Here is a 20,710-nt window from a genome sequence, read left to right as displayed (position 1 = left end):
AACACCTCTTTCGATAAGATCAGTCAGGCCAGCGCAGCAGGGCATCAAAGCGATGGCGGCCCCATTCCTCGTGCGGGGTGTCCAGCACCTCGTTGGAGGCCTGTGCTTTCTCCAGTTCTTCGATCAGGCGCTGGCGCACAATGAGCTCCTGCCCCGGATGCAAATTGCAGGGATCGAGATAGAAATAATGATGCTCGGCCTCATGATCACGCACGATGATCGGAGGTGTGCCGCGCGCCAGTGCTCCGGCCAGATCATAGGCGCTGATGTGTGCTTCTTGCGCGGACAAGATCACCCGTAAGCGATCCAGCGGGTTTTTGGTCGGGTCTGGCTCAATCAGCGCGGTGACACCGGGGCGACCGTCCAGCGCCTCTTTCCAGAGGTGCAGGTAGCCGGTTTCACGCGCCCGCACCGCAGCGTGGTCACGCTTTTCCCACGCCTCCAGCGCCGCCATGACGCCAAAGATGCTTTCCTTGCCCACCTTCATGCCCCGGCCAATGCCTTTGTTTTGCAGATAGGCGTGGCGCACCAGATCTTTTCGCCCGGCCACAATGCCAGATGTTGGACCGCCCAGAAACTTATGGCCGGAGTAGACAACAATGTCGGCCCCCTGATCGAGGAAAGTCCGCAGATCATACTCGGAGGCGGCATCGACAATCAACGGCACACCGCGCGCATGGGCAATCTCGACAAATTCCATCAAATGCAAAAGACCGTAATGCACCACATGATGGGAGACGACATAGACGGCAGCGGCTGTGTTTTCAGTGATGGCGTTTTCCATATGGTAGCGATGGGCAGAGGTTGCCTGCCCCAGCACCACGACTTTGCCACCTGCGATGCGGATCGATTGCTCAACCGGTGCGCCATAATCAACCAGATGGCCCATTTGCACCAGAACTTCGTTCTTGGGCGTGGTCACATCGGGCAGCTTTTCAATGGCCAGAAGATTGGGGCCGGTGATGGTGCCAGCCACGGCAAGACTGAGGCCAGCGGCACAGGATGCGGTGACAAAGCCAGCCTCGGCCCCGGTCAGCCGGGCAATGATGGCGCTGGCCTTGCGCTGAAGATCGTTCATTTCCACAAATTGCGGCAAAATGGCTGTCATGGCGGCAATGGCCTCCGGCACCACAATGGATGCACCAAGGCTGGTCATGGTGCCAGACACATTGATCACCGGGCGTAGACCATTTTCTACTCGAATATCGTTTGTCATCTGCGTTTCCATTTTTATGGGCAAAGCCCCTGAATTCTACAATCGACAGCTATGCCATTATAATGTAATAGGCAGCCATTCGGTGAAGGATATGTCGATGACGACCAAAGCAAGTGCGGCACAATTGCCAAATAATAGCCAGCCGGTTGCGCAAACTGCGACACCTGAGCGGCGCTCGCGGGTCAGCGGCATGGACCGCGCCTTGCAGGTGCTGGATCACCTTTACAACACCGGCGCGCCCGTGGGGCCTTATGCGATTGCCAAGGCGGTTGGTGCGCCACTCTCCACCATTTACACCATTATTGATGATCTGGTGGATAAGAACATGCTGACCCGCGATGGCGATGGTGCCATCTGGCTTGGGCCGCGGCTCTATCATTACGGCCTTGCCTATTCTCGCTCGCTCGATTTCATCGGTATTGCCACGCAGGAAATGCATGATCTGTGCCGCGAAGCGGGAGAAACCGTGCAGCTGTGCGGGCGCGACAACGATCATATGCTGGTTCTGGCCATGGCCGAAGGGCCAAGCCATTTTCAGGTCGCCTCGCGCGTTGGCACCCGTGTTCCGCTCAACTGGACCGCTTCTGGCCGCCTGCTGGTGGGTCATCTGAATGAGAAAGACCGTCTGGAGCTTTTCCGCCATTGCGCCCGCTCCTCGCCAACCGGCCGTGCCGAGATTGATGCGCAAACGCTGTCCAATGCGGCCGCCCAAGCGTTTCAGAATCGCTTGTCTATTCAGGCGGGTGAGTCCGATTATGCGGTTGCCTGCATTGCCTCGCCGATTTGCGACCGCGACGGTGCCTGTGTGGCCACCATCTCGATTGTCTTGCCGGAGCAGAAAGCCTTTTCTGAAGGCAACCCCTATGCGGGCCATGTGCAGGCCTCGGCAGAGCGGATTGAAAAGCGCATGGGCTGGCGCAGCCACTGAAAAGGTTTTCGTCATTCGTGCAGCGCCACGATGGCTTCAATCTCAACGGTGATATTGCCCGGCAGGGAGCCAAAGCCAACGGCGGAGCGGGCGTGCTCACCGGCAGGCCCAAACACCTGCATAAACAGGTCCGAACAACCATTAATCACCTGCGGGTGATCGCGAAACTCCGGCGTGGCATTGACCATGCCCAGCAGTTTGACAACCTTGCGCACCCGCGCAAGATCGCCCAGCGCATCATGCATCACGGCAATCAGGTTGATGCCGGTCAAGCGCGCATGGCGATAGGCATCGTCTATTCCAACGTCATTGCCCACCTTGCCGGAGTAGAGAAAGCCATCGGCTTCACGCGGCCCCTGCCCTGATAGAAACAGCAGACTGCCCTCGCGCACATGGGTGACAAAGTTGGCAACCGGCGGCGGCGAAGGTGGCAGAGCAATGCCCAAAGCCGCCAGCCGCTCATAAGGTGATTGTGAGAGGTCATGGGTTGAAATCGAAGTCTTGCTCACGCGGTTTCCAATTCTGATCTCGTGAAATGTATTTTTTGATCGTGTGTTCAGCGCCAGGAATAGCCATGGCTGTGGCGCACCAGTTTTCGCGCACGCGGAATATAGCGGCTGGCGGCAATGGCTTCGCGGCCAATCACCGCATGGCGTGGCTCAAACAGTTTGGTCAGGCGCGAGACATCCCCATTGGAATCGGTTGCTTCCAGATCAGAATCGACCAGATCGAAAATGGTAAAATCGGCACGCGCACCCACCGCCAGCCTGTCCTGCATCGAAAGCCGAATAACGGAGGCTGGCGCGTGGGTGACGGCCTCAACCACCTTGTCAAACGGCATGCCAACGGAGAGCAGCTTGGACATGGTGGTGGCCAGATCCCAGACCGGGAAGTTCATTGAATGCCCATGCAGGTCGGTGGAAATGGAATAGGGCAGCAAGCCGCGCTTGATGGCGGCTTCCGCCACCTTGAACGAGAAGGATGCTCCGCCATGGCCAATATCCAGCCGGATGCCCTCGCCTGCGCAGCGCTCAGCCAGATTATAGAGGTCTTCATCCTCCATAATGCTCGACCCCGCCTTGCCGTTGAAACAATGGGTGACAACGTCGCCGGGACCCAAAATCTCCAGCACTTCATCGTAGAGAGCCGGTGGCTCACCCACATGCACCATCATTGGAATTTTCAGGATTTTGGCGATTTTCTTGCCAAGCTTGACCGGGGTCACGCCCCAAGACCCGGTGATCACATGGCTTGCCCGCACCTTGAGGCCAACGATATGCTCGCTGTTTTCGGCATAGCATTCCAGAATGCGATCAAGGTCAATATCCTTGATGTCGCGCAGCTCCGGCACCCGGTTGCAGGCCACAAGACCAATGGAGCCAAGGTTCAAAAACGCCTTGATCCGCTCGCGCGATGGCTCAATGATATATTCGCGAAAGCCATGAAAATTGGCTTCGCCTGCCGAGCCTGCATCCACCAGCGTGGTCACGCCACGCTCGGCCCCGCATTCGGATGGACGGATCGAAATATCCGTACCGCCATGCCAGATATGCACATGCAGATCGACCCAGCCGGGTGAAATCCATGCGCCTTTGCCGTCAATCACCTCAACATCTTCCGTGATAGCAAGCTCCGGGCCAAGCTTGGTGATTGTGCCGTCCGCACCAATCAGAATATCGATGGCGGTGGTGGGCGTATCCGCGCCAAAGGCCATGGGACGGATGTTTTTCAAAAGCAGCGGTGTCAGGCCATTTGGCATGATCAAATATCCTTTTGCAGTCTGGGATCGAGCATATCGCGCAGGCCGTCGCCGACGATCTGCAAAGACATGACGGAAAGAATGATGGCAAAGCCGGGAAACAGCGTCATCCAGTCGGCCTGATCGACATATTGCCGACCGCTGGAAATCATCGTGCCCCAGGTTGGGATTTCGGGGCTGACACCAACACCGAGGAAGGACAGACCGGCCTCGGCCAGCATGGCGGAGGCAAACAGGAATGTTGCCTGCACCAGAATGGGCGAGATGAGATTGAGAAGCACGTGCCGCAGCATGATATGCGTGGTCGAAATCCCAAGCGCTCTGGCCGCTTCAATATAGGGAAGCTCGCGAATGACCAGCGTTGAGCCTCTGACAATGCGCGCAAGCCTTGGCGCATAGACCACCGACAGCGCAATAATCACAGTGGTGAGCGAAGGACCAAGGGCCGCTACCAGCGCAATGGCCAGAAGAATATCGGGAAAGGCCATCATCGCATCTATCAGGCGGGCAATGGGCGCATCCAGCTTTTGGAAAAAGCCCGCCAGCAGGCCAAGCGTCACACCAATCAGTGTGGACAGCACAACCACGGACGCCCCGACCAACAAAGACAGGCGGCCCGCATAAATGGTGCGGGAAAACACGTCGCGCCCGAATTCGTCGGTGCCAAACCAATGAACATCACTTGGCGGCTTCAACCGGTTGATGATGGAGAGTTTGTAGGGCGAATACGGCGCAATCCACGGTGCCAGCACGGCCAAAAGCACGAAGATGGTCAAAATACCAAGCCCGATTGCGACGGTCTTACGGCGTAAAAAGCGGCGCAAGAAACGTCTTGTCTCGGTCTCATTGCGGGGTGCGATGGTCTCTGAAGATAGGGGCTGGCTCATCAGTAACGTACCCTCGGATCAATCAGCAGATAGAGCATGTCGATTGCGAAATTCACCAGCACATAGAGACCGGCAATCACCAAAAGTGCGCCTTGAATCACCGGATAATCGCGGCGCAAAACCGCCGATACCACCAAACTGCCAATGCCCGGCAGACCAAACACGGTCTCGGTGACAACCGCACCGGAAATCAGCACCGCCGCCGTCAGACCAACCACGGTCAAAATCGGGATCAGCGCATTTTTCAGCGCATGGCGCAGCACCACGCGCCGTTCCATCAGGCCTTTGGCCCTTGCGGTACGCACAAAATCGTCGCCCAGCACATCCAGCATGGAGGCACGGGTAAAGCGCAAAATCAGCGATGACGACACCAGCCCCAGTGCGAAAGCCGGCAAGGTCAGGTGATACATACGATCCGTAAAGCTGGCCCCCGGACCGCCATAGCCGGACACTGGAAACAGATGCAATTTCACGGCAAAAAACTGCATGAGGATCAACCCAAGCCAGAAGCTGGGCACGCTTGCCGCCAGCATCGCGATGGTTGTTGCCGCCTGATCAATCAAGGATCCGCGCCGATAGGCGGCATAAATGCCAATCGGCAGAGCCAAAACACAAGCAATCAGCAGCGAAAACACGGTGAGGAAAAAGGTAGGTTCTGCCCGTTGCATCAGGGCTTGCCCCACCGGCATGTCGAGAAAAATCGATTGACCAAGATTGCCTTGCAACAATGCACCGATATAGAGGACATATTGGCTGATCAGGGATTGATCGAGGCCAAGCCGTGATCGCAGATCGGCAATGTCTTGGGCGGAGGCATCTGGCCCCAGCATGACGGCAGCCGGATCACCCGGTGTGACGCGCACAATGATGAAAACAATCGTCACCACCAGAAACATCACCACGATCATGCCGAGGATGCGCTTGAGGATATAGCTGATCATAATTGGCCCTCTTGCAATTGGCGGGCAGGGAGCGACATGAGATCAAACGGCATTGGCTTTGATCACTTCGCTCAGCCAATGATAGGACTGTTTGGGAATGCGCTGAAGGGTGGGATAATCGACATAGACCAGCCCGAAACGCTTGGAATAGCCCCGGCCCCATTCAAAATTATCCATCAGCGACCAAGCAAAATAGCCGCGAATATCATGGCCTTCATCCAGCGCATCCAAAAGCGCATTGAGATAGCCGTTGAAATAGGCAATGCGGTCATTGTCGATCACGCGGCGGTCGGGGCCAAGCGCATCGGGATAGGATGCCCCGTTTTCGGTGATGTAAATCGTCGGCTTGCCATAACGCGCGCTGGTATCGCGGATTTGTTCCAGAAAGGCCGCCGGATCGACCACCCAATTGACGTCGGTGAGCGGCCCCATGCCAGTGGGTGGGGCTGTTTCAGCAACACCAAATGTGGTGTTTTTATTGGGGCCAACAAACACGGGATTGTAGTGATTAAGCCCGAAGAAATCCATTTTCTGAGAAATCGCGGCCATATCATCTTGCTGAATATAGGGCTCCATGTCCTTTGCAATCGGCTCTGGATAGGTGCCAAGCCACAGCGGATCGACCATCACTCTGCGCCACAGGCAAGCGCCCAAAATCCTCGCCTCTTCATGGGCGGCATCATCATAATGGGGACGCACTGGTCCCAGTGAGACGATATTGCCCACTTCCGCTTGCGGCGCTTCTGCGCGCACTGCCGAGACGGTGTAGCCGTGGGCGAGATTGAGTGTGTGGATGGCCTGAAGACTGGAGGGATAATCCTGCTTGCCGGGGGCATGACGCCCGACATTATAGGCCACCCACGGAATAACGTTCGGCTCATTGATCGGCGCAAAGCGCTTGACCCGATCACCGAAATGGCGGGCGACAACGGCAGCGTAATCGGCAAAGATCTTGGCGGTATCGCGATTGCGCCAGCCGCCCTTGTCTTCAACCGTGACCGGCATGTCCCAATGATGCAGGCAAATCCACGGCTCTATGCCCTCATGCAGGCAAAGATCGATAACACGGTCGTAGAAATCCAATCCCCGCTGATTGATCTGGCCGCTGCCGGTTGGGAAAATGCGGGGCCAGGCGGTGGACAGCCGATAGGCCTTCACCCCAAGCCCGCGCATCAGGGCGATATCCTCCGGGTAGCGGTGATAATGGTCGCAGGCAATATCCGCCGTATCGCCATTGGTGGTGCGGCCCGGTGTGTGGCTATAGACATCCCACACGCTTTGGCCACGGCCATCGGCATGGACAGCACCTTCCGTTTGAAAGGCAGACGCCGCCACACCCCAGAGAAAATCAGAGGGAAAAGATCTCGACATGATGTTCAACTTCGCTCAAGCGCAAATACAAAGACGGAGAGCATCGGACTGAAACCAGGTTTGGTCCGATGCTTTGACGTGGCGGCTATTTCTTGGCGGTGCTGACGTTCCAGAAATAAGGCCATGGCGACGGATGGAAACCTTCCAGTGTCTTGGCTTTGGCCGACAGCGCATTGAAATCGCCGACCTTGAACACCGGTGCATCCTCGTAAAACACCTTCTGAATTTCGGCGAAAAGCTTCTGGCGCTTGGCCGGATCAGGCTCGGCAATGAAGGGCTCGACGGCCTTGGTCTTTTCAGGTGTTGACCACCAGCCGGGATAGCTGTCTGACATCCAGCCATTCAGCACAGGCTCTGGCGGGAAAGGGCCGTGGGTGATGAAAATATCCCAAAGGGCGGGGTCAGCACGACGCGTGGTCAGCGTTGCCCAATCGTAGATTTGCAGATCAACTTTAAAGCCTGCGGCTTTGAGATATTCAGCGGCCACCTGCGCCATCTTGTAGTGGAATTCATATTGGCGGCTGGTGAGAATGCGAACCGGCTTGCCGTCATAGCCCGCTTCCTTCATCAGCTTGGCGGCCGCTTCCGGATCACCGCTGCCGTAGCGCTGAATGCCTTCCTTGGTGTGCCAGACATAGCCCTCAGGATAGAGCGCACCATCGACAGCAAAGAATTTTGGATTGCCAAAGGCGGCCAGCAACATATCTTCCGGGTTCAAGGCCACCTGAATGGCATGACGCAAGGTTTTGCTGGTCATCATGCCCTGTTTGGTGTTCATCACAAAAACAGGCGCGCCATAGGGCTTCAAAACCACCGGCTCGGACGCCTTTGATCCCTCAAGGCGATCATAACCTTCGGGTGCAAGCGAGTCGGTATAATCGAACTGGCCGGAAATGGCCCCTTCCAACCGGGTGTTTGCATCCGGCACCGGCACAAAGCGGATTTCATCCAGAATGGCTTTGCGCGCACCGCCAAAACCATTGGGTGCTTCTTTGCGCGGCGTATAGCCATCGAAACGCACAAGCTGGATATATTGATCGGGCTTGCGCTCTTTCAGCATATAGGGACCGGTGCCAATGAATTTGGTCAGCGGATCGGCAATGGTCGATTTGGGAATGATAACCGCGGCGGAATTGTTAAACGCCAGCAGCGACATCAGCGGCGCATAGGGCTTTTTCAGCGTGATGCGAATGGCATTGTCGCCTTCAGCACTCACTTTATCGATGTACGGTGCCACCTGCTTGCCGCGCGAGGCAATTGCCATCCAGCGCTCAATCGAGGCAACCACATCTGCCGATGTCATCACGGTGCCATCATGAAATTTCACGCCGCTGCGCAAAGCAATGTCATAGGTTTTGCCATCGTCGCTAATTTTGGGCATGGTCTCTGCCAACAGCGGAATGACATTCCACTTGGCATCAAAGGTAAACAGCGTTTCAAAAATATGCTGGGTGGTCATGCCAACCAGATCGGCGGTGGAGGCCATGGGGTCCAGCGTTGGCGGCTCACCAATAGTGGCAACGTTGATAATGCCACCCTTATCCTGCGCCACAGCATGCCCCGGCACCATGGCAAGCCCCGGCAATAATGCAAATGCCAGCGTTGCCAGCAATCCCAATTTGCGTCTCATGACGTCCCCCTTTTTATTGTTCCGTAGTTATGAAATAGCATACGCAACTAAAGAGTAACGAAACCTGCCGATCTGTCAATGGGCTGTTTTGCTGCATGGTAAAACGGCAATAGCCTGTCAGCTCATAGGAACTGACAGGCTTTTGCCAATGCTCAACGGTTTGGAAGCAGGTCTCTACTCTGCTGCACTGCGATGAGCTTCCACCAGATCCTCACCCGGCATGTCCTGATTATGGTGCACCAAAGGCCGATTGCCGGTAACCCGCCGCAGAAGCACATAAAACACCGGCGTCATGAAGATGCCAAAGAAGGTCACCCCAATCATGCCGCAGAACACCGCAAGCCCCATGGCAGAGCGCATCTCGGCACCGGCGCCTGTGGACACCACCAGTGGCACGACGCCCATGATGAAGGCCATGGAGGTCATCAGAATGGGTCGCAGGCGAAGGCGGCTGGCCTCGATTGCGGCCCGCACCGGCGTTCTGCCTTCAAACTCAAGCTCGCGGGCAAATTCGACAATCAGGATCGCATTCTTTGCCGACAACCCGACCAGCACCATCAGGCCGATCTGGGTGAAGATGTTGTTGTCGCCGCCGGTGTACCAAACACCGGCCAGAGCCGCGAGAACTCCCATAGGCACAATCATGATAATGGCGATCGGCAGGGTCAGGCTTTCATATTGGGCCGCCAAAACCAGATAGACCAGCAGCAGTGCAAGCGGAAAGACGATCAGGCTCGAATTGCCCGCCAAAATCTGCTGATAGGTCAAGTCGGTCCATTCAAAGGTGATGCCGTTGGGCAACGTTTCCTTGGCAATCCGCTCAATGGCTGCCTGTGCCTGACCGGAGGAAAAACCGGAAGCCGGGCCGCCATTGATATCAGCTGCGAGAAAGCCATTGTAGCGCGTGGTCCGCTCCGGCCCGGCGGTGCTATCCACCTGGAGCAGGGCCGCAAGCGGGATCATCTGCCCGGTTTTAGAGCGCACCTGCAACTGGCCAATATCATCCGGCTTTGCCCGGAATGCGGCATCCGCCTGCACCCGCACACTGTAGGTGCGGCCAAAGGCGTTGAAGTCATTGACATAGAGCGAACCCAGATAAATTTGCAGGGTTTCAAACACATCCGTCACCGACACACCCAGCTGTTCGGCTTTAGAGCGATCCAGATCGGCATAGAGCTGCGGCACATTGATCTGGAAGCTGGAGAAAAGCCCCGCCAGCTCAGGTGTCTGATAGGCCTTCGCAAGGAATGCCTTGGTGGCAGCATCCAGCGCTTTGTAGCCAAGGCCAGCACGATCTTCGATTTGCAATTTGAAACCGCCGGTGGAGCCAAGACCATTGACGGGCGGCGGTGGGAACATGGCAATAAACGCATCCTGAATGCCAGCAAATTTCTGGTTCAATTGCATGGCAATAGCGCCACCGGAAAGCTCAGGCGTTGTGCGCTTGTCGAAATCATCGAGAACCGCAAACACGATGCCGGAGTTCGAGCCAATGGTGAAACCATTGATCGATAGGCCCGGAAAGGCGATGGCATGGGCAACACCCGGCTGCTTCATGGCAATATCGCTCATGCGCTTGATCACGTCTTCGGTGCGATCAAGGGTGGCACCATCCGGCAATTGGGCAAAGCCAATCAGATATTGCTTGTCCTGCGCCGGAACGAAGCCGCCCGGCACCGCATTGAACACCGAGTAAGTGGCTGCAATCAGTGCCAGATAAACCACCATCACCAAGGATTTGCGTGAAAGCAAACCACCAACGCCACGGCCATAGCTGTTTGACGCCGCACCAAAGGCGCGGTTGAAGCCTCGGAAGAACCAGCCAAAAACCCGGTCCATACCGCGCGTCAGCCAATCCTTGGGCGCATGATGGTCTTTGAGCAACAGGGCGGCCAATGCTGGCGAAAGCGTCAGCGAGTTGATGGCGGAAATGACCGTTGAGATCGCGATGGTCAATGCGAACTGGCGATAGAACTGGCCAGACAGCCCACTGATAAAGGCAAGCGGCACAAACACCGCCACCAACACCAGCGCAATGGCGATGATGGGGCCAGAGACTTCGCGCATGGCCCGATAGGTTGCCTCACGCGGTTTTAATCCGCTCTCAATATTGCGCTCAACATTTTCAACCACCACAATGGCATCATCGACCACAATGCCAATGGCCAGCACCAGACCAAACAGCGTCAATGCATTGATCGAAAATCCAAAGGCATACATCACCGCAAATGTGCCAATGATGGAAACCGGCACCGCAATCAGCGGAATGATCGACGCCCGCCAGGTTTGCAAAAACAGGATGACGACGAGAACCACCAGAGCCACGGCTTCCAGCAGCGTATCGATCACCTTTTCGATAGAAGCACGCACAAACTTGGTGGTGTCGTAGACGATTTCAAATTTCACGCCCTCAGGCATGGCAAGCTGCAACTCCGCCATTGTGGCGTGAACATTATCGGCAATCTCGATAGCATTTGAACCCGGAGCCTGGAGCACAGCAATGGCAACAGCAGGCTTGCCATCAAGCAGGGAGCGCAGAGTGTAATCGGCAGCCCCCAACTCAACGCGGGCCACATCTTTCAGACGGGTGATCTGCCCCTGATCGCCGGTCTTGATGATAATCTCGCCAAACTCTTCAGGCGTACGAAGGCGCCCTTGTGCATTGACGTTCAGCTGGAGCTCGACCCCTTTGGGGCTTGGCGATGCGCCGATAATACCGGCGGCTGCCTGCACATTTTGCTCGCGAATGGCGTTGGTGATGTCGCTGGCCGCAAGCCCGTGTTCGGCGGCCTTTTGTGGATCAATCCACACCCGCATGGCATAATCGCCAGCGCCAAACACCTGTACCTGTCCCACGCCCTGAAGCCGGGCCAGACGGTCCTTGATGTTCAAGGTGGCGTAATTGCGCAAATACGTCACATCATAGCGATCCGAGGTCGAGACAAGATTGACCACCATGATAAAGTCGGGCGAGCTTTTGACGGTGGTAACACCCAGTGCGCGCACTTCGGCTGGCAAGCGCGGTTCGGCCTGCGACACCCGGTTTTGCACCAATTGCTGGGCCTTGTCCGGGTCGGTGCCAAGCTTGAAGGTCACCGTCAGCGTCAACACGCCATCGGACGTGGCCTGACTGTTCATATAGAGCATGTCTTCAACGCCGTTGATCTGCTCTTCCAAAGGTGTCGCCACCGTCTCGGCAATCACAACGGGGTTTGCACCGGGGTAGACGGCACGCACCACGATGGAAGGCGGCACAACTTCGGGATATTCCGAAATTGGCAGCGAGCGCATGCCAATCAGACCAGCGACCACGATGAGTATCGACAGCACCCCGGCAAACACCGGTCGGTCGACAAAAAAGCGGGAAATGTTCATATCAATGCCCTCTCCAGGGAAAATTGAGGCGCAGAAAACCATCGCCAAGGGAGGGGTTCTCCCGGCGGATAAACTGCATTTTGGATAAAAGAGCGAAGCGCTAACCTCGCGCCGAAAATCCTATTCGACGCAAGGCTGCTATTATTTTATGGCAGCAACGGTTTCTTGTTGTTGCGGAGCAACCAGCGCGCCGGGGCGCACACGCTGCAATCCATTGACAACAATCCGATCGCCGTCCGAGAGGCCACTCAAAACAATTCGTTCATTGCCTGCGCTGCCGCCCAGCTCGACCGGACGATAGACAATCTTGTTATCCGCACCGACCACAAAGACAAATTTCTTGTCCTGATCCGTTCCAATCGCCTTTTCGCTCACCAGAATGCGCTTGTCTGGCTGGGGTTCCCCCATGCGGATGCGCACAAACTGCCCCGGAATCAGCCGCCCTTGTGGGTTATCAATCACGGCACGTACCGGAATCGTTCCGCTGGCGGCATCCACCTGATTGCCAATCATCTGCAATTTGCCAGCAATGGGTGTGCCATTGTCTGCAAGTGTGCCGATTTCAACCGGGATCTGATAGATGGGGGGCAGAGAACTCTCGGTCGGTGCCAGCTTGGAAAGCGCACGGGCGACAATTTCCTCGCTGGCATTAAAACTCGCATAGATCGGATCAACCGAGACCAATGTTGTCAGGGCCGCAGAGGCCGAGCCGCCAGCCACAAGATTGCCAGCCGTGATGGCCACCTTGCCAATCCGGCCAGAGACTGGCGCGCGCACCTGGGTATAATCGAGCTCAAGCTGCGCAGAGCGCAGCGCCGCTTGGGCTGTTTTCAGGCCCGCTTCAGCCTCGGTCACGGCATTTTGACGCTGATCCAGATCGCTTTGTGAAATGGTGCGATTGTCAGACAGTCTACGGCCACGCTCCAGTTCGGTTTTCGCGAGCGCTACCTTGGCCTGTGCCGATGCCACCTGCCCTGCCGCTTGAGCCACACTTGCCTCATAGGGCGCTGGATCAATGGTAAAAAGCAGATCGCCAGCCTTGACCAAAGCCCCTTCCCGAAAAGCCACAGACAGGATGGCACCGCCCACACGCGGGCGAATATCAACCCGGTCAACAGCTTCGAGCCGTCCCGAAAACTGTTGCCAAAGGGTCACGTCACGGCTTTTAGCCACCGCAACCGTAACCGGAATTGCCGCAGGAGCGGCAGCTTCAACTGCTTGCGCTTTCGGATTGGACAGGTTTACAAGCAGTGTCGCTCCAAAAATGGACGCAACAAGGCCCAGGCCAGTGCCCGCAAGGGCCCAGCGTTTCATACGCACGATCATGGTCAAACTCCCTGCGGCTTGGATGCCGCGCAAAATCACGGTGTTTTCAGAGCATGTCTCTGAGCGCCAAGATCGCGGATAAAATGCGCGAACTGGCTTTTTACAAAATCATCCCAGCTTGGGATCTGTCGGGTTTTTCCACCATAGACAGATGGCCAACCGGTCCCGGCGGGAAGAACACGCGGGCGCACGTCAACGCCTGCATCTTTCAAGCGGTCAGCATAGATCATTGTCTCATCCAGCAGCGGATCATCCTCGGATGAGAACAACAGGGCCGGTGCTATGCCCGCCAACCGCGAACACACCGACGGAGCAGCATAAGGATGGCAAATGCCGCCGCTGAGATAGTGGCTCCAGCCATCGGCCCAACAGTTGCGCATCCCCGTTTCATCGGCTTTGCGAAAGGATAGCGTGCCCATGAGCGGATCAAGCAGAGGTGAAACCAACACCTGACCGTCCAGTTCATTGGCAAGCTGGTCGCGTGCTTTAAGGCTCACGGCTGCGGCGATGTTACCGCCAGCCTCTTCGCCTCCAACCAGCAGAAGGGATTTGCGATCCCCAAAACCGGCACGCTTTTTTGCCATATACGAAAATATCGAAAACCCCACCTCAAGCGGTTTTGGAAAAACCGAACCGAGAACGTTATAATCGGGCACGACCACAATCGCCCCCGTCTCTGCAAGGCATTTTGCCATGACACACTCGCCAAGACCCGTCTGACGAAATGCACCACCGCGAAAATAGATCACAACCGGCGGCCCCTTGCCGTAGTCCTCACCCTGATAAACCCGCACAGAAACAGAACCCACGCTCGGTTTGTCCAGCACCATATCCTTGATCTCAACACTCACGGAATATCACTCCGCAGACTGAGCAATCAGAACATAGCTCCAAAGGAGCATGGCCGATGCAGGCAAATAACGGGCGGTACGCATTTCAAAAGCCTTTCGTCTGTGGCGGCTGCACATGTCTGAATGTGACATTTCATAAAAACCGGATTCTCAGTCAAACACTAGAACCTGGCACCGGTTCATGTAAGCCCCCTCGAGCCGACAAAAACCGGCTGCACGGATTATGCACAGCCCGACCATGGATGACCTCTGCGCCCGTCAGCAGCGTCATCACGTTTCGTCTTCCTTGAAAGCAATTTACTTTATTCGTATTAAGGAACAAGTATGACATATACGAGCACACTGTTCGAAATTTCGAACAATAATGCATTGCAAAATTGAAGAGCGATGAAATGGACCAATTATCTGCCATGCGCGCCTTTGTCCGGGTTGTGGATATGGGCAATTTCACGCGCGCATCAGAGGCTCTGAGCCTGCCGAAAGCGACAGTCACCAATCTCATTCAGGGACTGGAGGCGCATTTGCGCACCAAACTGCTGAACCGCACCACGCGGCGCGTTATGGTGACTACCGATGGTGCGCTTTATTACGAAAGAGCAAAGCAGATTATCATGGAGCTGGACGAGCTGGACCTCAGCCTGTCCAACTCTCATTCACAGCCGAGCGGGCGCCTGCGTGTTGAAATGGCAGGAGCCTTTGCCGATTGGCTGGTGATACCGGCCCTACACGATTTCCATGGAAAATTCCCCGACATCCGCGTGGACCTTGGTGTTGGTGACCGCACAGTTGATTATCTGGCAGAAAATGTTGATTGCGCTTTGCGGGCCGGCGTTCCGAGTGATCAGTCACTGATTGCGCGGCGGATCACAGAGGTGTCGATGATTGCCTGCGCGTCGCCGCGCTATGTGGAACAAAACGGCATGCCTCAACATCCCAGCGACCTGGAAAAAAGCCACCACTGTGTCGGCTATTTTCTGACGCAAAACAATCGGGGCCTGACGATCGATTTTAAAAAGAACGATGAGCATATCGAAATTAACGGGCGCTACAATGTGGCTGTCAATGATGCACGAAGCTATCTGAACGCGGCATTGTGTGGCCATGGAGTAGCCACCATGCCGCACTTCATGATAAAGGAAGCCCTTGAGAAGGAAGAGCTTTTGCAGGTTTTGCCGGAGTGGCATATCGAGGCCATGCCACTTTATATCGTCTACCCACCAAACCGGCATTTGAGCAATAAAGTCAGAGTGTTCGTTGATTGGCTGGTGCGGTTGCTGACCGATAAAAACCTTGACCGGACAGACACTGCGAACGCCGCCTCCTAAAACTGGATTTGCTACCTTCGGACGCATTTCGCGCCCGCCATGGCAGCACTTCTGGCTTGAGATACCGCGCGACTTATCGCGATGATACCGGCTCGGCCCAGGTGCCGATCAGCATACTCATAAACCGTTCCGCTGCGGGAGACAGAGTTCCGCCGCGCCGACGCACAATGCCAATTGTTCGCGAGATCTCAGGATTGCGAATAGGTCGCGTAACAAGAAACGGATGATCCTCCTGTGGCGTTGCAAGCTTTGGCAAAACAGAAATCCCCAGCCCTGCTTCCACGAGCCCCAGGGATGTCGAGAGATGCGTCACCTCAAAGGACCACCGCAACTTCAGGTTTGACTTGGCAAGGGCCGCATCGAGAAGCGTTCGATTGCCGCTTGAGCGGTGTACTGTGATCAACTGATAGGGCGCCAGATCACCCCACTGGATTTCACTCTTGGCGGCCAGAGGATGATCCTTGCGCGCGGCCAACACAAATGGATCTTCGATAAGCCGCTCAAACATCAGGTCCGGATCCGAAAACCCCATGATATTGATACCGAATTCCACTTCCCCACGGGCGACAGCCTGTAGGCCGTCGGTGGCTGGCAAATCCAGAATACGGAAACGGATATTGGGATATTCGAGACTGAACTGCTTGATAACCTTTGGTAAAAAATAGAACGCGGCAGTTGGCAAGCAGGCGATGGTGACCAGGCCGCTGCGTTGCGATCCGACATCACGGACCGAAAACAGCGACGTGTCGAACTCCTCCAGCATACGCCGAACCAGAGGGATCAACTCTGCCCCAAGAGCCGTTGTTGAAACATGGCGCGTTGTGCGCTCCAGCAGGGGTGCACCAATGACCTGCTCCAGCTTTTGAATACGTCGGCTGAGCGCCGGCTGCGACAGATTCAGCGCATCGGCAGCACGATGAAAGTTTTCCAACTCAACCACAGAGAGAAAAGCTCTGAGATCAAGGATTTCACAATTAATGCTCATAGCGCATCATTCCATCTAAAATTTGCATTTCACATATTAATCATTTTGCCGCTAATTGCAACAAACCAGCAGATTAATATCTAAATCACATCAGTATTTGGCAGGCATCCATGAACGATCTGATCTCCATACCTTGTGTTTTGATGCGCGGCGGCACGTCGAAAGGGCCGTTTTTTCTCGCATCCGACCTGCCTGCCTCGCCAAAAGAGCGTGACCATATTCTGCTCTCGGTGATGGGTTCTGGCCATCCTCTGCAAATCGATGGTATCGGCGGTGGCAATCCTGTTACCAGCAAGGTCGCCATCGTTGGCCCTGCAACCGTGGCAGGAGCCGATGTTGACTATCTCTTCGCGCAGGTCCGCGTCGATCAGCAAATGGTGGATACCTCGCCCAACTGTGGTAATATGCTGGCAGCCGTTGGCCCCTTTGCCATTGAAGCTGGCCTTGTGGCCGCATCCGGTGCCATGACGCGGGTGCGCATTCACAATGTCAATACCGGCAAGCTGATCGAGGCAGAAGTTCCGACCCCACACGGCGAGGTAGCCTATCTCGGTGACGCTTCTATCGATGGCGTTCCCGGTCATGCCGCTCCCATTGCACTGGCATTTCTGGATGCTGCCGGTGCCAGAACGGGAAAGCTGTTTCCGACAGGCAATCCGCGCGACACCATCAACGGGATCGATGTTACCTGCATTGATTGCGCCATGCCGATGATGATTCTTGATGCAGACGCCATGGGCGTCAGCGGCTATGAAAGCGCAAGCGACCTCAATGCCAACACAGACCTTCTCGCGCGGATTGAAGCACTGCGGCTGGAAGCCGGACGGAAGATGGGCATGGGCGATGTCAGCAATCAGGTAACACCCAAGCCGGTGCTGATTGCGAAGCCCAAAGCAGGCGGCGATCTCACTGTTCGCTATTTCATGCCACATCAATGTCATCCCTCTTTGGCGACGACAGGAGCCGTTGGCATTGCAACAGCCTGTGTGACACCGGATACGGTCGCTTATGAATTGACAGGTGGTCGTGAGCCGCCTGCAGTTCTGGCGCTTGAGCACCCCAGCGGTTGCCTCAATGTGAAGCTTGAAACCCGCGACGGCAAGATGATTGCAGGCATTTTGCGCACCGCGCGGCGCCTGTTTGAAGGCAGAGTGTTTGCCAAACCTTTTGCGCAAGTTGATCGCGCAGCTTAATTTGAAGTGGTTGCCGGGAGGGCACCACGTAATATGGAGGAATACATGCGTAAATTCTTACTCGCTCTTGCGGCAACGGTGGCTTTCGCAGCAACGGCCCAGGCCGAACCCGTTCGGATCAGCGTCGGCTCCTACAATCTCAACAATCTTCCTTTCCCGGTTGCCGCAGGCCTTGGTCTTTACAAGAAGCAGGGCCTGGATGTGACGGTTGAAAATTTTGCATCGGGCGGCTCAAAAACCCTTCAGGCACTGGTTGCAGGCTCGACCGATATTGCCGTCGGATTCTACGATCATACCATCCAGATGCAGTCGCAGAACAAGGATGTCGTCGGCTTTGTGGAGCTTGCCCGCAACTCGGGTCTGGTTCTGGCAGGCGGCATGAAAACAACCTTCGACCCTGCCAAGCCTGAAACAATCAAAGGTGCCAAAATCGGCATTACCGCGCCTGGCTCTTCCTCTGACTTCTTCGTTCGCTATTATTTGCAGCGCCACAACATTCCCGCAGATTCCGTATCTCTGATCGGTGTTGGCTCTGGATCTTCCGCCGTTGCCGCTCTCGAACAGGGCAAGGTTGATCTGCTGGTCAACTACGACCCAGCCGCAACCTTCATTGTTGCCAAAGGCGTCGGCAAGATCCTGATTGATGCACGCAGCGACGAAGGTGCCAAGGAGATTTACGGCGGCATCTATCCAACGTCCGTGCTTTATGCAACGCAGAGCTATATCGACACCAATCCCGAAACCATCCAGAAGGTCACCAACGCCACTGTTGAAGCGTTGAAATGGATGAATTCGCATTCTCCGGAAGAAATCGTTGCAACCCTGCCGAAAGAATTCATTTCCGGCGACAAGGAAACCTACACGCAGGCTGTGGCCAACGCCAAGGCCATTTTCTCCACCGATGGCAAGTTCAACACCACGGACATCGAAACCCCATTGGCTGTGCTGAAGAGCTTCAATGAGAAAGTCGCCGCCAAGAAAATTGACCTGAGCAAGACATACACGAACGCCTTCGTCGACAAGGCGCAGGCCGTAGCGAACTGACAAAAAGGGAGGAGGCCATGGCTTTGGCTGCCGTAAAATCATCAACGCCAAGCGTTGAGCGAAATAAACCGAAAGCGATGGTTTCCATCGACGCGGTCACCATGTCCTTCGGTGCCTATGTGGCGGTGCAGGATGTCAATCTCACCGTGGCCGATGGCGAATTTCTCGCCATCGTCGGCCCGACGGGCTGCGGCAAGAGCACCATTCTGAACGCCATTGCCGGGCTTCTCAAGCCTGCAAAAGGCACTGTGACGATCGACGGCACACAAGTGACGGGTGTTCAAAATGACATCGGCTACCTGTTTCAGCAGGATGCGTTGCTGCCTTGGAAAACCGCCATTGAAAATGTCGAGCTTGGTCTGATGTTTCGCGGCGTCGGCGCCGAAGAGCGGCGTGAAAAATCCATGACTTGGCTTGCCAAGGTCGGACTTCGCGGGTTTGAGCAGCGCTATCCACACCAGCTCTCCGGCGGGCAGCGCAAGCGTGTGCAAATGGCGCAAGCACTGATTACCGGCCCAAAGGTCATCTTGATGGACGAGCCTTTCTCGGCGCTCGACATCCACACCCGCCATCTGATGCAGAACGAGCTTCTGCGCCTTTGGCAGGAAGAACGCCGCGCTGTCGTGATGATTACCCATGACCTCGAAGAGGCCATCGCGTTGGGTGACCGCGTCACCATTTTGGCCGCCGGTCCACGCTCACGGGTCATCGAAAGCTTCCCGGTTGATCTGGAACGGCCACGCGACGTGGCGGAAATCAAACTTGATCCTCGCTTCATGGATCTCTATCGCAACATCTGGGCGTCGCTGCGCGGCGAAGTGGAGAAAAGCTATGAACACCGCGACTGAACGCTCAATCCAGCTGGCTTTGCTGGTTTTCATTCTCGGCGGATGGCAATTGGGTGTCGGCGCCGGTGTTATCGACGTGTTTTTCTTTCCGGCACCAGTCGACATCTTCCACCAGATCATCTCCTGGATCACGGATGTCAGTTTCTACCATCACGTCTCGATCACCCTGACAGAAACCGTTCTGGGCTACATCATCGGCACTGGCCTCGGTGTCGCAGCCGGTGTCTGGCTGGGCCTCAGCCGCAGCACGGCGCGCATTCTGGACCCATTTATCAAGGGGCTAAACGCCATTCCGCGCGTGGTTCTGGCTCCCATCTTCGTGCTCTGGCTGGGTCTTGGCCTGTGGTCCAAGGTGGCGCTTGCGGTCACACTGGTGTTCTTCATCACCTTCTTCAACGCCATGCAGGGCGTGCGCGAAGTCAATCCGGTGGTGCTGGCCAATGCCAAAATTCTGGGTGCAAAGCGCTCCGATCTTTTGCGCCACGTCTACTTCCCGGCGGCCGCCAGCTGGATTCTGTCGTCCTTGCGCACATCTGTCGGCTTTGCCGTGGTTGGTGCCATCATTGGCGAATATCTCGGCTCGTCCGCAGGCCTTGGCTATCTGATCGCGCAGGCCGAAGGCAATTTCGATGCGGTTGGCGTTTTCGCAGGCATTATCATTCTGGCCATCTTCGTTTTGATCATCGACCTGATCCTCGATGTTGTCGAAAGCCGTTTGATCAAGTGGCGGCCAAACGCAGCCGACGGACGGGCAACCTGAACCGTTCTTGCCGCACAAGTTTGAAAATGGCACCTTCGAGGTGCCATTTTTTTGCCCATTTACGCCTCTGGTGGATCAGATTGCCCATCCTTCGCCCAAAGATCAGGCCATTCATCGTTTGATAACTTTACAGCGCCTCTCACCAAATATGGCGCACGGCGCTGTAACACTTTTAAGCTGCTGCATAATTTTCACCTTAAATCGATTCCGATTTAAGGTGAAAATTATGCAGTAAAATTCTGGACTGCTTGTGAGAATCATGCTTTAGCTT

At 55.8% G+C, this 20,710-nt stretch carries 17 protein-coding genes; 6 read left to right on the top strand and 11 right to left on the bottom strand.

Going from position 1 to position 20,710, the window contains the following annotated elements; all coding sequences use genetic code 11:
- Nucleotides 1-19 precede the first annotated feature (19 nt).
- Nucleotides 20-1,216, bottom strand: a complete 1,197-nt coding sequence (locus E6C51_RS11885; protein ID WP_190236098.1) for an aminotransferase class V-fold PLP-dependent enzyme — start codon at nt 1,214-1,216, stop codon at nt 20-22.
- 97 nt (nt 1,217-1,313) lie between these two features.
- On the opposite strand from E6C51_RS11885, the gene E6C51_RS11880 reads away from it, so the two are divergent.
- Nucleotides 1,314-2,144, top strand: coding sequence for an IclR family transcriptional regulator (locus tag E6C51_RS11880; protein ID WP_190236097.1), 831 nt, complete (start codon nt 1,314-1,316; stop codon nt 2,142-2,144).
- Nucleotides 2,145-2,155: 11 nt separating this feature from the next.
- On the opposite strand, the gene E6C51_RS11875 is transcribed toward E6C51_RS11880, so the two are convergent.
- The 9 genes from E6C51_RS11875 to E6C51_RS11835 all read right to left on the bottom strand — a co-directional run bounded on the left by E6C51_RS11875 (nt 2,156) and on the right by E6C51_RS11835 (nt 14,284).
- Entirely contained in the window at nt 2,156-2,653 is a 498-nt protein-coding gene (locus E6C51_RS11875) for a RidA family protein (RefSeq protein WP_190236096.1), read from the bottom strand.
- A gap of 47 nt (nt 2,654-2,700) precedes the next feature.
- Nucleotides 2,701-3,903: an amidohydrolase/deacetylase family metallohydrolase gene (locus E6C51_RS11870; RefSeq protein WP_190236095.1), complete on the bottom strand. Its 1,203-nt coding sequence runs from the start codon at nt 3,901-3,903 to the stop codon at nt 2,701-2,703.
- A gap of 2 nt (nt 3,904-3,905) precedes the next feature.
- Nucleotides 3,906-4,790: an ABC transporter permease gene (locus tag E6C51_RS11865; protein ID WP_190236094.1), complete on the bottom strand. Its 885-nt coding sequence runs from the start codon at nt 4,788-4,790 to the stop codon at nt 3,906-3,908.
- On the bottom strand, nt 4,790-5,731 hold the full coding sequence (locus E6C51_RS11860; RefSeq protein WP_190236093.1) for an ABC transporter permease: 942 nt from the start codon (nt 5,729-5,731) through the stop codon (nt 4,790-4,792). The genes E6C51_RS11865 and E6C51_RS11860 overlap by 1 nt, the downstream gene beginning before the upstream one ends.
- A gap of 42 nt (nt 5,732-5,773) precedes the next feature.
- Entirely contained in the window at nt 5,774-7,102 is a 1,329-nt protein-coding gene (locus tag E6C51_RS11855) for a GH1 family beta-glucosidase (RefSeq protein WP_190236092.1), read from the bottom strand.
- Between the two features lie 85 nt (nt 7,103-7,187).
- Nucleotides 7,188-8,732: an ABC transporter substrate-binding protein gene (locus E6C51_RS11850; protein WP_407920802.1), complete on the bottom strand. Its 1,545-nt coding sequence runs from the start codon at nt 8,730-8,732 to the stop codon at nt 7,188-7,190.
- A gap of 174 nt (nt 8,733-8,906) precedes the next feature.
- Complete coding sequence (locus E6C51_RS11845) at nt 8,907-12,107, bottom strand: efflux RND transporter permease subunit (RefSeq protein WP_190236091.1); 3,201 nt, start codon at nt 12,105-12,107, stop codon at nt 8,907-8,909.
- 141 nt (nt 12,108-12,248) lie between these two features.
- Nucleotides 12,249-13,433 carry an efflux RND transporter periplasmic adaptor subunit gene (locus E6C51_RS11840; RefSeq protein ID WP_190236090.1) on the bottom strand — a complete coding sequence of 395 codons (1,185 nt, stop codon included), beginning with the start codon at nt 13,431-13,433 and terminating at the stop codon, nt 12,249-12,251.
- Between the two features lie 35 nt (nt 13,434-13,468).
- Nucleotides 13,469-14,284, bottom strand: coding sequence for an alpha/beta hydrolase fold domain-containing protein (locus E6C51_RS11835; RefSeq protein ID WP_190236089.1), 816 nt, complete (start codon nt 14,282-14,284; stop codon nt 13,469-13,471).
- A gap of 392 nt (nt 14,285-14,676) precedes the next feature.
- Between E6C51_RS11835 and E6C51_RS11830 the strand changes: the two genes are divergently transcribed.
- Nucleotides 14,677-15,609: a LysR family transcriptional regulator gene (locus E6C51_RS11830; protein ID WP_190236088.1), complete on the top strand. Its 933-nt coding sequence runs from the start codon at nt 14,677-14,679 to the stop codon at nt 15,607-15,609.
- A 73-nt stretch (nt 15,610-15,682) separates the two neighbouring features.
- Here the strand turns inward: E6C51_RS11830 and E6C51_RS11825 are convergent, their stop codons facing one another.
- Nucleotides 15,683-16,594, bottom strand: a complete 912-nt coding sequence (locus E6C51_RS11825) for a LysR family transcriptional regulator (protein WP_146935448.1) — start codon at nt 16,592-16,594, stop codon at nt 15,683-15,685.
- 110 nt (nt 16,595-16,704) lie between these two features.
- On the opposite strand from E6C51_RS11825, the gene E6C51_RS11820 reads away from it, so the two are divergent.
- Genes E6C51_RS11820 through E6C51_RS11805 form a run of 4 tightly spaced genes read left to right on the top strand, consistent with a single transcriptional unit; the run spans nt 16,705 to nt 20,439 of the window.
- Nucleotides 16,705-17,787, top strand: coding sequence for a 4-oxalomesaconate tautomerase (locus tag E6C51_RS11820; RefSeq protein WP_190236087.1), 1,083 nt, complete (start codon nt 16,705-16,707; stop codon nt 17,785-17,787).
- Between the two features lie 45 nt (nt 17,788-17,832).
- On the top strand, nt 17,833-18,831 hold the full coding sequence (locus E6C51_RS11815; protein ID WP_190236086.1) for an ABC transporter substrate-binding protein: 999 nt from the start codon (nt 17,833-17,835) through the stop codon (nt 18,829-18,831).
- Between the two features lie 17 nt (nt 18,832-18,848).
- Nucleotides 18,849-19,679, top strand: a complete 831-nt coding sequence (locus E6C51_RS11810) for an ABC transporter ATP-binding protein (protein WP_146935443.1) — start codon at nt 18,849-18,851, stop codon at nt 19,677-19,679.
- Nucleotides 19,663-20,439 (top strand): ABC transporter permease, encoded by a 777-nt coding sequence (locus E6C51_RS11805; protein ID WP_190236085.1) that lies wholly within the window; start codon nt 19,663-19,665, stop codon nt 20,437-20,439. The genes E6C51_RS11810 and E6C51_RS11805 overlap by 17 nt, the downstream gene beginning before the upstream one ends.
- Nucleotides 20,440-20,710 lie beyond the last annotated feature (271 nt).

It is taken from the genome of Gillisella terrae (assembly GCF_004801395.1).
Taxonomy (GTDB): Bacteria; Pseudomonadota; Alphaproteobacteria; order Rhizobiales; family Rhizobiaceae; genus Allorhizobium; species Allorhizobium terrae.
Note: the sequence above shows the minus strand (reverse complement) of the source record. Positions and strands in the feature narration are given on the sequence as shown.